Genomic DNA, 13326 nt, shown 5'->3' with positions numbered 1-13326 from the left:
TCATTTTTGAAGTTCGCTTAAAAAACGAACGAGTTTGGAAGGCAATTTGCTTTTTGACTTAATAGTACATTCCCAAATTCTAATTACTTGCCAGCCTCGACTTATCAGTTCTTTCGTAACAAGGCGATCCCTTTTTTTGTTTCTTTTCAATTTGTCATTCCAATATTCGATGTTTGAGGCGGGTTTTGTATTACGACATTTATGTCCATGCCAAAAACAGCCGTCCGCAAAAATCACGATTTTCTTCTTCGGAAAGACGAAATCAGGGCTGCCAAAAAGAATGTAATTCCTTCGCCATCCTCGTATTTTGAAGGTTTTGAGAATTTCTATAAGCGCAAGCTCTGTTGAAATATTGCGCTTTGATTTTACAGCCCTCATTATTTGAGAACGCTTAAGTTTCGAGATTCTCTCGGGCATTTTTCTTGTAAACAGTGAACCAAGTTTTATCGAAGCCGATATTTTTGAGAAAAGCTTCTTTATTTGTTTTTTGAGGTGTTTTGATTTTTATTATTGTGCAATCATCTGGCACATCTTCAATGATTGTGAATTGTGAGCCATGCGGCTGCCATGTGAAAATATGCTTTTTGCTGGCTTTTTCATAGCCCTCAAGATTATTCCGTTTATTCCGTTTCCAAAAATATAGTTCAGGGTCATAGCGTATTGTCTCGAATTCGAATATAGCCAGTTCATCCAAAAAATTAGACTTGATTAGCACTACTGTCCTTAAGTGCTTATGAGTTTTCCTTATGCCTGAAACGCGCTCATTCCAAATTGATAGAATTTGTTTGCCTAAATCGTTTTCGTTGATTTTGTCGAAATTGCGTACTCCAAAAGAAAAGGCCGGAGAATTCCGTCCGGAAATCAGGCGTATTCTTTTCTGTTTGGCAGGTTTTGCCGCTTTAACGGTTTTTGCCCCCCATGCGCAGGCATCCAAAACCACATCGTCCAATCCGACGTTAGAGGGTTTCCAAATTGCGCCTATGCAAGTTGCAAAAATTTCTTCCCACTCTGCCCCTTCCAGAACGGGCTTTCCTTTTGTGGCAAGCAAATATACGAGTTCTTTTGCTAATTTATACGGAAAATCTGTTGGAAACTTGTTTAATGGGAAAGGCGGCGGAACCTTAAAAACGGTTCTCAATCGCGGTGTTTTTTCTTCTGCCATGGGTTTCCTTCGATGAGTTCTTTTTAATTAAATCCAGTTCGTTTTTTAGTTTGTGCCAAACGGATTCTAAAACAGCTTTAACGACATTTACCGGCACAGAATTCCCTGCTTGCTTTCTGACTTGCGAATCCGGGACGACCGTTTTAAAAGAATCAGGAAAGCCTTGCAATCTGAGCATCTCCCTCGGCGTCAATCTACGTTCGCCATTAACTAATAAATAATTGTATGAAGCTCCAGCTCTTAAGGCACATGAAAAGGGATACGAACTTATATTGCCAGCCTTGTTCTCATGCCATATCGCAGGCTTATATTTTGATTTGTGCATGGTTTTGCGTTTTAGTAGAATTTTTTCAGAAGCAAAATGCTTTGGATGGACATTTGTTTCCAAGATGTCAGATAGCGGCGTGAAAAGATAATGTTTTTGAGGCCATGTAAATAAAACAGGCGATCTTGGCTTGTAAAAACCCACTATAAAGACTCGCTCTCTTTTTTGAGGTAAGCCGAAATCAAGCGCATTTAAAACTTTATAATCCACCTCATAATCTAATCCCCTTAATGTTTCCAGAATTCTTTTCAATGTTTGACCATTGTTGTGATTCACAAATCTTTTTACATTTTCCAAAATAAAAGCTTTTGGCTTTTGTTCTTTTAAGATTTTGGCTATTTCGAAGAAAAGGGTGCCCCTTGCATCGTCGAAACCTTTCCCGTTGCCGATAATGCTGAACGGCTGACAAGGAAAGCCTGCAAAAAGAATTTCATGTTCAGGGATGTCTTTTGGGTCTTTTTTTGTTATATCCGGGAAGGGGTTGTCGCCAAAATTCGAGGAATATGCAGTCCTGCAATGCGAATCGATTTCGCAAGAGAAAACGCATTTGGCTTTGATGCGGTGGTTGCGAAAAAACTCGTCCGCAGCGATTCTAAAGCCGCCGATTCCTGCGAATAAGTCGATGAACCTTATTTTAGGTTTCATAAACTTTTGAACTGCTTGCTGAGCGTTATGCTCTGATATTGATAGGACGAGCCTATCCTGGGGCCATAGACCTTGTCCGGCACCTCGGCCATGCGCTCGAAGAAGAGCTTGCAGAAGGTCTGCCCGTCGCCGATCATGAACGGCACGTCGTGCGCACGCACCTCGAGGACCGCTTTCGTGCCCTTTACCTCGCCCTTGCCGCCGAAGCCGAAGCCCGGGTCGAAGAAGCCGGCGTAATGGGTGCGAAGTTCTCCTGAGCCCGCTTCATAGGCGACCATCTCGGCTGCGTACCTGGGGGGTATCCTTATCTTCTCCTTTGACGAAAGGATGTAGAACTCCTCGGGTTCGAGTATGAGCGTACCTTTGCTGTTCCGGTGTATCGGTTCCCAGAAGTCGGCGATGTTGTAGTGGTTCTTCTTGGTGAGGTCTACGACGTGGCTGTTCTTCTTGGATTTGTACCCGATTATGCCATCCGGGTTGGCCCCGCTCAAGTCTACCGACATAAACAGGCCCTTCGACACCTTTATATCTTCCTGGGCGAGGTGGTCTTCGCCATTGAAGAGAAGGCGCGAGTCCTTGTGAAGCGCTTTAAGCTTCGAGTCCGTAAGCGCGCACTCGCCGCGTATGAGGCGGAGCTGGACGAGCGAGAGCCCTTCCTTCACCTTGATGGTAAAGGACCTGGGCATGACCTCGAGGTAAAGGCCGCCCTTGTAGCCGCAGGCTATGTCGTCGAACCTGGGGTTCCTGTCGGTCAGCACCCTGGCGAATATATCGAGGCGGCCTGTGGTTGATTTCGGGTTTGCCCTGCCGCGTACGTCCCTGGGCAGGTTTAATTCCTCTATGAGGGGAACGAGGTATACGTGCCCACGCTCAAGGATGCCGCCGTTAGAGATGTCGGTCTCGTACATGACGAGGTCCGAGCCGTAGACGTCATGGGTGTGTATCCTTTCCATGACGCCGTTCTCTTCGGGCAGGAAGCTCGATATGAGCCTGTACGCCTTTGGCCCGAGCCTCAAGTCCATGCTCGCGGGCTGGACCTGCGCTTCTTCGATGGGGAGGCCCATTGAGGCGACGTGCTTGCGGGCTATGGCCCTGGTTATAGTCTGGCAGCTGAATACGCCCTGTTTTTTTTCAGACATAAGTGCGAATATAATACAGGAAAAAGGCAGAGATGAAAAGTTTTTTTAACCTGTGGCCGCCATCCTCTTTTGTATTTACCTTTCAGCCGGCAATATGTTACGTTTAAACACAAATTGGAACCTCCGCCTCGCAAGCCGATAAGATGAAAGAAAGACGAAGCTACTCCATATACCTGTCCCTCATCGCCGCCTTTTTGACCTTTGCCGCATATATTCCCGCGCTTGGCAACTCATTCATCAACTGGGACGATGGCGCCTATGTATACAGCAACCTTCAGATAAGGACTCTTGGGGCAGGTCTCATTAAAAGCGCCTTTACCGGGCCGATGGTCTATAACTGGCACCCGTTGACGATGCTTTCCCTTGCCGTTGACTATGCGGTCTGGGGGCTCGACCCTTTCGGCTATCACCTCACCAACGTTATCTTCCATGCCCTCAATACTTTCCTCGCAGGGATGCTCGCGGCTGCCGTCATCGGATGGGATAGAAGAGGGGCGGTCGCGGCATTCGTTACGGCGGCGCTCTTTGGGCTCCACCCTATCCATGTGGAGTCTGTGGCGTGGATAGCCGAACGGAAGGACGTCCTGAGCGCCTTCTTCTCTATCCTGGCCATCCTCGCCTATCTCGGTTACTTGAAAAAAGGATCAGGAAGGCCCTTTTACTATTCCCTTGCCTTTCTCTTCTTTGCGCTTGCTATCCTTGCCAAGCCCATGGCCGTGACCATCCCCGCGGTCCTCGTCATAATCGACTTCTACTACAGGCGGCCTTTGACAGGATTAATATCCATCATGGAAAAGCTGCCCTTCTTCGCCTTGAGCGCCTTCTCTTCCGTTGTGACGGTCTGGATCCAGGGCGTGGCGTTAACGACCCTTGAGGGGCACCCGCTATCGGCGCGCTTCTGGGTGTCTGTAAAGGGCTACGCGTTCTACCTTTACAAGATGCTCATGCCGACCGGCCTCGCGCCATATTATCCACGCAAGCTGCCTTCGGATGTATTAAGCCTTGAATACCTTGGCGCTCTCATCGTATTGATAGCCATAACGGCCCTTGTGTTATTCATGGCAAGGAGCAGGCGGGGCCCTCTGGCGGTGTGGCTGACCTATCTCGTTACCCTGCTGCCTGTGATCGGCCTTGTGCAGGTAGGGGGGCAGGGTGCCGCCGACAGGTACTCCTATATGCCGTCGATAGTGATATTCCTCTTTACAGGCGCTGTCATCTCATCTGTCTTTGAAAGAGGCGGAGCAAAGAGGGTCGTAACCGCCTTGCTCTTTCTTTTAGTGGCCGCCATGCTCTCTTTCCTTACCATAAAGCAGATAGGCATATGGAAGGACTCTGTGACCATCTGGTCATATGAGATAGAGCGGTACCCTGCAGAGGCCCCCCTGGCCTATATAAACAGGGGGTACGCCTACGATGATAATAAGGAGTACGCCAAGGCGATCGGAGATTATACGTCAGCCATTCGCCTCCGGCCGGACTACCCGGACACGTACATAGACAGGGGGCTTGCTTACTCGTCCATCGGAGACCAGAGGAAGGCTGTCGAAGATTTTACAACGGCTATCAGCTTGAGCCCTGGTTACGCCGAGGCATATTTAAACAGGGGCATATCGCTAAGGGCGCTCGGAGAGCCGAAGGGGGCTCATGAGGACTTTCTCAAGGCGATAAGCCTTAAGCCGTCGTTAGGGGCGGCCTACTACCAATTAGGCGCCTTCTATGGGGATATGGGAGATTATGAAAGGGCCCGTGCCCTGCTGAGAAAAGCCGACGAACTGGGCTATCGATAGCCGGGTAGATACTGTTGTTGCCGGTCAACCTTGCCTGAAGGTTTTTATTCAGGCCTCACCCGGTGAGGGGGCCGTCTGTAAACCTCAGCCCGGCCCTTGAGATGCCGTAGAACTTCCTGGTCCAGACCACCTCTGCGGTCCGTTCCATCTCAAGCTCCCTTACAAAGACGCTCACGTTATCGAAGCTGTCAAAAGGCAGGTATCCCATCATCTTTATGCCGAGCCCGGTATGGGACAGGTCCACGGTCTTGACCGGTATCCTTACCTCGCCCCTCAATATGTCGCAGAGTTTCTGGGTTGGCTGTCTGGAGAGAATCCTCCTGTCAGGCTCGTGCGCTTTTGTCACGAAGCCGCAGTGAGGGCAAGGCATGCGCGGTTCTCTGGCGGTAGTAAAAAAAGGGTTCTCACACTTCGGGCAATTGAGCCTGTTCATGTTCGATACCTCCCGCGGTAAGCAGTCGCCGGCCATCCGTTCGCGTGAGAAAAAACAGCCTATATATTATTCGGCCGGGCAGGCCGTGTCAACAACTTTACGAGAGGGGATTTATCCTCTGAAAACAGGCCATTTTATAGCCGTATCCCTTGACTTTTCAGGTTCACTCTGGTAATCCTATCCTTCGGAAAGGCCCAATGAGAAAAAACCTTGAGGGATTGAAAAAAACGCACGTAATCGTGCTCGTGGTGCTCCTTTTCGTGGGCATCGCCGCGGTTTTCGGCGATAAGGGCGTACTTGAGCTCTACAGGGTCAAGAAGGAAAGGGACGGGATACTCGCGTACAACAAGGGCCTTGAGAAAGAGAACAGCGGCCTTGAGGAGAAGATAAGGCTCCTTGAGAAGGACAAGCGCTATATAGGGCAGATAGCAAGGAAGGAGCTGGGCAAGCTGGGCAGGAACGAGATTGTCTATAAGCTTGAAGAGCCGAAAGCGGCTTCCACCCGGCAAGAAGGCGTGAATTGACCCGCCGTAAACAACTCGCCATCAATAACCAGAGATGAAAAAGAAGATAAAGACGGCAGGCATACAGCTTGCGGCAGGCCCTGACAGGGAGAGGAACATCTCAAAGGCCGCGATGCTGGTCGAGTTGGCGGCGAAGGAGGGCGCGAAGGTAATAGCCCTGCCTCAGCTCTTCAGCTCGCCATGGTTCCCTGCCTCTATCGACCAGAAGAACTTCTCTTACGCTGAAAAAGAGGACGGCCCGACCGTTACATTCCTCAAGGAGGCGGCCACGAGGCACAATGCCGTTCTCGTCGGCGGGGTCTTCGAAGAGGATAACGGCAAGTACTTCAACACGGCTTATGTAGTCGGCCCTGACGGCATCATCGGCAAGTACCGCAAGGTGCATGTGCCCCAGATACCGCTCTGGGAGGAGAGGGCGTATTTCAGCCCCGGCGATCTCGGCTTCCCGGTCTTCGATACCCCTTACGGCAAGATAGGCGTCCAGATATGCTGGGACGTATTCTTCCCGGAGGGTTGGAGGATACTGGCGTTGAAAGGGGCGGAGCTTGTGCTGGCGCTCACCGCCTCGGCCTTCGAGCATTCGTACAGGAAATGGGAGAGGGCCATAGCCGCCTCTGCCCACGCCAACTCGTTTTTCGTCTTCAGGGTGAACAGGGTCGGCAAGGAATACAAGCATGAGTTCTACGGAAAGAGTTTTTGCTGCGGGCCTGACGGAGAGATGATAGAGAAGCCGAGCGGGGCTTCCGAAGGGGTGGTGCTCGCCGAGATAGACCTGGGCGAGGTGTCAGCCGTCAGGAGCGAGTGGGTCTTCCTGAAGGACAGAAGGCCCGGCGAGTACGCCAGGATAACAGAGGCAAAGGGATGAGGGCAGGTGTTGCGGGGATAGTCGCGGGCGCGATAGAGGCCGCGAGGGGCGATGGGATTGTAACGGTAGAGAAGCTGCCGGAGGTCCTTCTCGACAGGCCGAAGAAGGAGGAGTTCGGCGATTTTTCGACTAACATCGCGATGCTCCTGGCCCCGCTTGAGAAAAAGCAGCCCAGAGAAATAGCAAAGGCCGTTGCCGAGAGGATCTCCGCCCATCCGGACGTGGAAAAGTGCGAGGTCGCTGGTCCCGGCTTTATAAATATCTTCCTCAAGAGGACCTTCTGGCTCTCCATCCTTGAGAATATCATCGGGAAGGGCGCCCAGTTCGGCAGGAGTGATGCCGGGGGCAGGAAGAAGGTCCAGGTCGAGTTCGTAAGCGCCAACCCCACGGGCCCGCTGCACATAGGCCACGGCAGGGGCGCGGCCGTGGGCGATTCTTTAGCCCGGATATTAAAGGCCGCGGGGTACGAGGTCACAAAAGAATATTATATAAACGACGCCGGAAGGCAGGTGTATACGCTCGGCGAATCGGTCCGCCTCCGCGTGGAAGAGCTTAAGGGGCAGAAGGTCGAGTTCCCGCAGGACTACTATAAGGGCGAGTACATAAAGGATATCGCAAAGGAGTACCTCGCGAAGTACGGAGAAGGTGGAGCTGGCGCGCCAGGCTACAAGGACTACGGCTCTGCGGCGATGCTCGATATGATAAGGCGCGACCTCGAAGCCTTCGGCATCACCTTTGACGTCTGGTTCAGTGAAAAGAGCCTTGATGACACAGGCAAGGTGGCAGGCGCCATAGAGGCCATCAAGGAGAAGGGGTACATATACGAATCCGAGGGGGCGGTCTGGTTCAGGACGACGGATTTCGGGGATGACAAGGACAGGGTGCTCATAAAGGCCGACGGCGAGAGGACTTATTTCGCCTCTGACATAGCCTATCACAGGGACAAGGCCGAGCGGGGCTATGACGCCCTTGTGAATATCTGGGGCGCAGACCACCACGGCTACGAGGGCAGGATAAGGGCGGTGATGCGCGCCCTCGGCTACGACGACTCGGCGCTCAAGGTCATCTTCATACAGCTTGTGGCCCTTCTGAGGAAGGGCGTGCCGGTGCCCATGGGCAAGAGGGAGGGCGAGTTCGTAACGCTTCGGCAGGTGATGGACGAGGTCGGCTCTGACGCGTGCCGCTTCTTCTTCTTGATGAGGCGGCCTGACGCGCAGCTCGACTTCGACCTTGAGCTTGCCAAGAGCCAGGCACCTGAAAACCCGGTCTACTATGTCCAGTATTGCCATGCCCGCATAAAGAGCATCATCGGCTTTGCCGCTGAAAAGGGCATAAGAGTACCTGAACATTTCGACGCGAAGCTCCTCTCAAGGCTCGACGGCAAGGAGGAGACGGAGCTCATTAAGCGCCTTGGCGCCTTTGAAGAGCTGGTCGAAAGAAGCGCCTTCGCCATGGAGCCCCACAGGATAACTTTCTACCTTATGGAGCTTGCGGGCCTCTTCCATCCTTATTACAACAAGACCAGGGTCGTAACCGACGACCCGGAGCAGACCGGGGCGAGGCTCCTTCTTTGCAGGGCGGTGGCGACGGTTGTAGCCAACGGCCTTGCCCTCCTCGGTGTGTCAGCGCCGGATAAGATGTAGACCGGCGCGCGCTGTCAAATGCGAGTGTGGCGTTGTAATCCAGGCATTTAAATCCCATAATATTGTTCTCCTCTTTTCTAAAGAAGGGAAAGGGTCTGAACCTCCCCTCCCTCGATGAGAGGGGATCGAGGGTAAGAAGGGTCCTGTCCTTAGACGTCTTCCCATAAAGGGCTTTTTCGCAGATTCCACTGTTTTTTCCGATAATAGGGTTGACAAAGAAACCGCCAGTTGTTACTATGACTGTCTTGAAAGATTGAATTGATGAGACTACTGCGGGGTGGAGCAGTCCGGTAGCTCGTCGGGCTCATAACCCGAAGGTCGCAGGTTCAAATCCTGTCCCCGCTACCAAATTCCTGAGGCCGTAATTCCTTTGAAAATAAAGGGGTTACGGCCTTTCTGCTTATGGGGTTGCGCGTCGTTCTCTACCCTCTTTTTCACCCAGCGTAACCAAATCGTAACCGTTTTCAAGGACAGCGACCGCCTTGACCATGTGCGACGGCGCAAGGTGCGAGTACCGAAGCGTCATCGTAAGGCTCTTGTGGCCAAGGAGCCTGCTCACGGTCGTAAGGTCAACCCCTGCCATCACGAGCCAGCTTGCGAAGGTATGCCTTAGGTCGTGAAAACGGAAGTCATTGATCCCGGCTACCCGGAACATCTCCTTGCCGCATTGAGGACAATTGCCCGGGCTCTCTTCCCCGGATTTTTGCCGCTCAAAGCTACAGGCCGAACACTTGTCCCATTCCGCTTTCCTGCAGGCCGATGAAAAAGACCGCTTCAGGTCCCTGAACCTCCTGCCAGCCTTGTCCGTGAAAACATAGGGGCTGTTGATGTGCCGCACAAGGCCCTGGAACACGCCCTTCAAGATCTGGTTGATGGGAACCTCGCGTCGCTCGCCGTTCTTGGTCCTGTCGAGGAGTATGAACCCGTGCTTCAGGTCAACGTGCTTTCCCCATTCGAGGGAAAGTATCTCCTCTCTCCTCATGCCGGTATTGAGCGCGGTTATCACGATAGGCTTCAAGTGCGGCTCGCAGGCGTTTATAAGTGCCTGCCCTTCCACCCTTGAAAGGAACCGTAAGCGCCTGTTGTTCTCCGGCAACAGCTTGACCCGGCGCACGCGCTTCAAGACCTCTTCTTCAACCAGATCCCATTCAACGGCCTTGGTGAACATCGCCTTCAACGTCTGAAGGTACCTGTTTGCCGTCGAGACTGTCCTGCCGGAATCGGTAAAGCCGCGGTAGTAGAGCTCAACCGTGCGCGTCGTGAAATCCTTGAGCGCGAGATTGCCGAACGCCTCGATGAGGTACTTGACATGAGTTTTCTTGTCCTTGTAGGCCCGTTGCCATTCTGCCCACTTTAGAACCTGGTTCGCGAGGTCGCAAAAAGGCGTTTTCCCGTCGATCTTAGCTGACGAGCCGAGCTGCCTTTCCTCCAGCTCGATTAACCTGTTTGCGTGCTTTCGCTGAGCGAGCTTTTTATTCTCAGTGCCGGTGGATTCGAAAATCCGCCGGTTTCCTATCTTGAAGGACATCCACCAGTGCGGCGAGTCCTTTCGTTTGTAGAGGCCCATTTGCCTATACCTCCTTTCCGGGCCTTCTACCTGCACGGCCGACATTATACACCCTTTTCTGATCCTTTAGCCAGTCGAGGATCTCCTTTTCCTCAAACCGCAGGAGGCCGTTTATCTTGAAGCACGGGATCTGCCCGAGCTCTGCCCATTGGTAGATGGTGGATGGCTTTGCCTGGATGAGCACGCAGATTTCTTTAACGCTGAGAAGTTTCATCCCTTGCGACCCGCTCCTTTTTGAATTTGGAGCGTTTTAGCTCCATATCTGCGTATTACCGCCAAGTCCCCTTCCCCTGCTCTTGCTTATGCATTTTTTCCATCGAAAACCTTAGCCCCAAACAAATCGCTGTATTGAAAAATATTTAATAAATTCAGGGGTTTTCTAAAAATTGAACAAAAAAAGTAATATATAAGTAGGAGTAGAAGAGGCTATAGATACCTGAAGGAGGGAATTTATGGAGGAACACACGGTAATAAATGCCACGGGAAGGCCGGATCAGGGTCTGGATGGGGCCGATAAGCCCGCTGTCCCGGATAATGCAAAGATGAGTACGCCCCGTGAAACGCAGGCTGCAAATAAGGAGGCGCCCTCATTCAGGAGGGAACTGCTCAATGAACTACTCTATAGGAAGGTCATGTATGAGGACATCAGAACTTATAAGCTGTCGAACACGGATATAGAATATCTTTTCCTCTCTGATATTGTTACCAAGCGCGAGTATCTAAAATTGATTCAAGTAATCGGCTTTTCGAGGAGGACGGCCTACAGGAAGTGGCGGAAAGCAGCAAGAGAGAGCTTGAAGGATTTTGATTACAAGCCTTTCCAAAACTTGAGAATGGTGTTGCTAATGAGCGGCGCTAAAGCTGAGGCCGATAGGTTGAAAGCTTGGCTTGATATAAGGTGTGCTGGAGGCATACCAACGCGAGAAATATTTCGCTCCATAACGGATTATGTGGTCGACCTACTGGGCAGAGTTCGCGCAGATCTCTACAATAAGAAGACCCTTCGCACCAAGGAGGTCGCTAAAGTGCTTGGCGTAAGCACTAGACATATACGCCGGCTGGCGCAAAAAGGAAGGCTGAGAAAAGAAGGGCGAGGCGTGTTCTCAAAAGAACATATTGCCGAGTGGAAGCGAGACCAAGGTCCGCATGGAATGACAGATGGCACCAAGAGCGGACCAGAGCCCTCCCAGCGCGCGCCAGAGTCCGTTTGATGTGCCAATGACGCAAAAAGCGGACAGTTCGACGGGTCTATTTATCCCAAAGCTCAATCTAAGTCCGCCTGAGGTGTCAAATGGACTAAAAGGCGACATGAGGATGTCACTTTGGAGTCAACTTTAGACCGGAAAGCGACATGAGGATGTCGTCTTCGAGTCCAATACGCGGTCATCGTGTCCGCATTATGTGCAAGTTGACCAAAAATGGAACCTATGTTCCTCTTGAGTCCACTGTTGACCAAAAGGGGAACTGAGTTCCTTTGTTAGTCAACTTCTGAATGGAAAGTGATGCGACATCTTGCTGGTTCCAACTGGGCAAAAAGCGAACCAATGCTCGTTATTGGGATAAGGAGCATGATTTGAAAAGTCGCCTCGATATCCGACTGGAGATCAAACGATGCGAAGGAAAGTTAAAGCTCTCTACCACAAATGCTCATTTTCAACATTGTTCAGATAATAGACGGTCTCCGTCATTAATTTGCAAATAAGGTCAAAAACATATTGCATGAAAAGCGCTTAACCATGTATGATAATTAACTAATTAGCTCACACAATGGGATTTAAAATCCATCGCCTTCCAGGCGACAAATTCAGTATGATTTACGATGGACATTACCGCAGAGTCGCCTGGTAGGCTTGATGTAGTGAGGCCCCATAAGAGTTCCCTTCACCTTACCAAGATGATATGATTATGAGTTAATAAGGTGTCCAAAGTAAGTAAAGAAATCAGAAGTCGTATGATGTCGGCCGTTCGATCCAAGAACACAAAGCTTGAATTGGAAATGCGCCGGCGTCTCTTTGCTATGGGCTTTCGATTTCGGCTGCATCGGCACGACCTGCCTGGCAAGCCGGATATGGTCTTCCCTAAATACTCTGCGGTTATCTTCATGCACGGATGTTTTTGGCATCACCATGGGTGCCACCTTTCGCAGATACCAAAGACACGGCGTACCTGGTGGAAGGAGAAGCTTGAAGGAAACCGCTGTCGAGACAGGGATACCATTCACAAACTTAAAGAAATCGGCTGGCGTGTCCTTGTGATTTGGGAGTGCAGCTTCCGACGGCCGGGCGTCGTCAGGGGAGAAAGTCTGGACAGAATAGCTATTCGTGCTGCAGAGTTTTTAAAGTCACGTCAGTGTACACTTTCCATTCCAAGATCGCCTTACAAAGGTAGCTATCCTAAAACGGAGAAAAGGTGAAGCCGATGGCGGAAAATACATCTAATAATAAAAACGGATTCAACAAGATCCCCTTCCGCATGCATCCAAGAGTGTTTGCTGCACTGGGTGCCGATCTTGTCACGAATGATGTGGTCGCCGTAATTGAATTGGTTAAGAATTCATATGATGCGTTTGCCGGTAACGTTTGGATTAGATTTTGTAATGATCCCAATGAAGGTGACTATCTCGAGATCGAAGATGACGGCAACGGGATGAGCAGGTGGAGCATCGAAGATGTATGGTGCCTCGTTGCAACCCCGTTTAAGGAAAAGAACCCGTTCGTAGAGAGTGATAAAAAAATACGTCGTGTTGTCGGAGAAAAGGGGCTTGGACGACTTTCCGTTGCTCGTTTAGGGAACCGCTTAAACATGTTGACTCAAGCCAAGGGATCCGATTGTTGGGAGGTAACCGTTAATTGGTCGAGCCTTGCCGAAGGAGATGATATTTCTGCCTGCTTCGCGAATTGTCGACAGTATCCGGAAAACACGCCATTCCGCATTTCCGGAACTCGATTACGGATATACGGGCTTAATGGACAATGGGATAACGAGAAGATTGCTGACCTTGAAGAAAATCTTGCACGCCTGATTTCGCCATTCGCTGACATAGTGGATTTTAAAATTTTTTTGTTGAGGCATGGAGAAGCAGAAACGAATACGGTCAAAATTGAAGCGCCTTACTTCCTCTCCAAGCCGAAGTATAGAATCACGGGTGAGGTTGACAATAATGGTGCTGTAAAATGTACATATAGATTTAATCCTATAAAAGAAGGCAAAAAGAGAAAGAGAGACCTACACCTGAC

12 protein-coding genes and 1 tRNA gene are annotated in these 13326 nt (G+C 50.8%); 6 read left to right on the top strand and 7 right to left on the bottom strand.

All coding sequences use genetic code 11. The annotated features are described in order from the left end of the window. From A2V21_313220 to A2V21_313205, 4 genes are read right to left on the bottom strand one after another with little or no spacing between them, the layout of a single operon-like run. Window positions 1-417 (bottom strand): very short patch repair endonuclease, encoded by a 417-nt coding sequence (locus tag A2V21_313220; protein OIJ72590.1) that lies wholly within the window; start codon window positions 415-417, stop codon window positions 1-3. After that, complete coding sequence (locus A2V21_313215) at window positions 392-1162, bottom strand: hypothetical protein (GenBank protein ID OIJ72589.1); 771 nt, start codon at window positions 1160-1162, stop codon at window positions 392-394. Before A2V21_313215 ends, A2V21_313220 begins: the two co-directional genes overlap by 26 nt. After that, window positions 1122-2132 (bottom strand): DNA (cytosine-5-)-methyltransferase, encoded by a 1011-nt coding sequence (locus A2V21_313210; protein ID OIJ72588.1) that lies wholly within the window; start codon window positions 2130-2132, stop codon window positions 1122-1124. Before A2V21_313210 ends, A2V21_313215 begins: the two co-directional genes overlap by 41 nt. Next, on the bottom strand, window positions 2129-3271 hold the full coding sequence (locus A2V21_313205) for a 2'-deoxycytidine 5'-triphosphate deaminase (protein ID OIJ72587.1): 1143 nt from the start codon (window positions 3269-3271) through the stop codon (window positions 2129-2131). Before A2V21_313205 ends, A2V21_313210 begins: the two co-directional genes overlap by 4 nt. Window positions 3272-3414: 143 nt before the next feature. Between A2V21_313205 and A2V21_313200 the strand changes: the two genes are divergently transcribed. Further along, window positions 3415-5058: a hypothetical protein gene (locus tag A2V21_313200; GenBank protein OIJ72586.1), complete on the top strand. Its 1644-nt coding sequence runs from the start codon at window positions 3415-3417 to the stop codon at window positions 5056-5058. Window positions 5059-5113: 55 nt separating this feature from the next. Here A2V21_313200 and A2V21_313195 read toward each other — a convergent pair whose 3' ends face one another. After that, on the bottom strand, window positions 5114-5491 hold the full coding sequence (locus A2V21_313195; protein ID OIJ72585.1) for a hypothetical protein: 378 nt from the start codon (window positions 5489-5491) through the stop codon (window positions 5114-5116). A 197-nt stretch (window positions 5492-5688) separates the two neighbouring features. Here A2V21_313195 and A2V21_313190 point away from each other — a divergent pair, with 197 nt between their 5' ends. The 4 genes from A2V21_313190 (at window position 5689) to A2V21_313175 (ending at window position 8871) form a co-directional block, all read left to right on the top strand. Continuing rightward, the gene (locus A2V21_313190) at window positions 5689-6015 is read left to right on the top strand and encodes a hypothetical protein (GenBank protein OIJ72584.1); all 327 of its coding nucleotides are present in this window, start codon (window positions 5689-5691) and stop codon (window positions 6013-6015) included. Window positions 6016-6049: 34 nt separating this feature from the next. After that, complete coding sequence (locus A2V21_313185) at window positions 6050-6880, top strand: hypothetical protein (GenBank protein OIJ72583.1); 831 nt, start codon at window positions 6050-6052, stop codon at window positions 6878-6880. Continuing rightward, the gene (locus A2V21_313180) at window positions 6877-8523 is read left to right on the top strand and encodes an arginine--tRNA ligase (GenBank protein OIJ72582.1); all 1647 of its coding nucleotides are present in this window, start codon (window positions 6877-6879) and stop codon (window positions 8521-8523) included. The genes A2V21_313185 and A2V21_313180 overlap by 4 nt, the downstream gene beginning before the upstream one ends. 271 nt (window positions 8524-8794) lie before the next feature. Continuing rightward, window positions 8795-8871 (top strand) — tRNA-Met (locus A2V21_313175). A gap of 52 nt (window positions 8872-8923) precedes the next feature. Here A2V21_313175 and A2V21_313170 read toward each other — a convergent pair. Continuing rightward, window positions 8924-10090: a hypothetical protein gene (locus A2V21_313170; GenBank protein ID OIJ72581.1), complete on the bottom strand. Its 1167-nt coding sequence runs from the start codon at window positions 10088-10090 to the stop codon at window positions 8924-8926. A 4-nt stretch (window positions 10091-10094) separates the two neighbouring features. Further along, window positions 10095-10304 (bottom strand): hypothetical protein, encoded by a 210-nt coding sequence (locus A2V21_313165; protein OIJ72580.1) that lies wholly within the window; start codon window positions 10302-10304, stop codon window positions 10095-10097. 238 nt (window positions 10305-10542) lie between these two features. Between A2V21_313165 and A2V21_313160 the strand changes: the two genes are divergently transcribed. After that, complete coding sequence (locus A2V21_313160) at window positions 10543-11301, top strand: hypothetical protein (protein ID OIJ72579.1); 759 nt, start codon at window positions 10543-10545, stop codon at window positions 11299-11301. The last annotated feature ends 2025 nt before the right edge of the window (window positions 11302-13326 follow it).

The sequence above is a fragment of the Deltaproteobacteria bacterium GWC2_55_46 genome (assembly GCA_001595385.3).
Classification (GTDB): domain Bacteria; phylum Desulfobacterota; class GWC2-55-46; order GWC2-55-46; family GWC2-55-46; genus UBA5799.
This window is presented reverse-complemented; position numbering and strand designations above follow the sequence as displayed.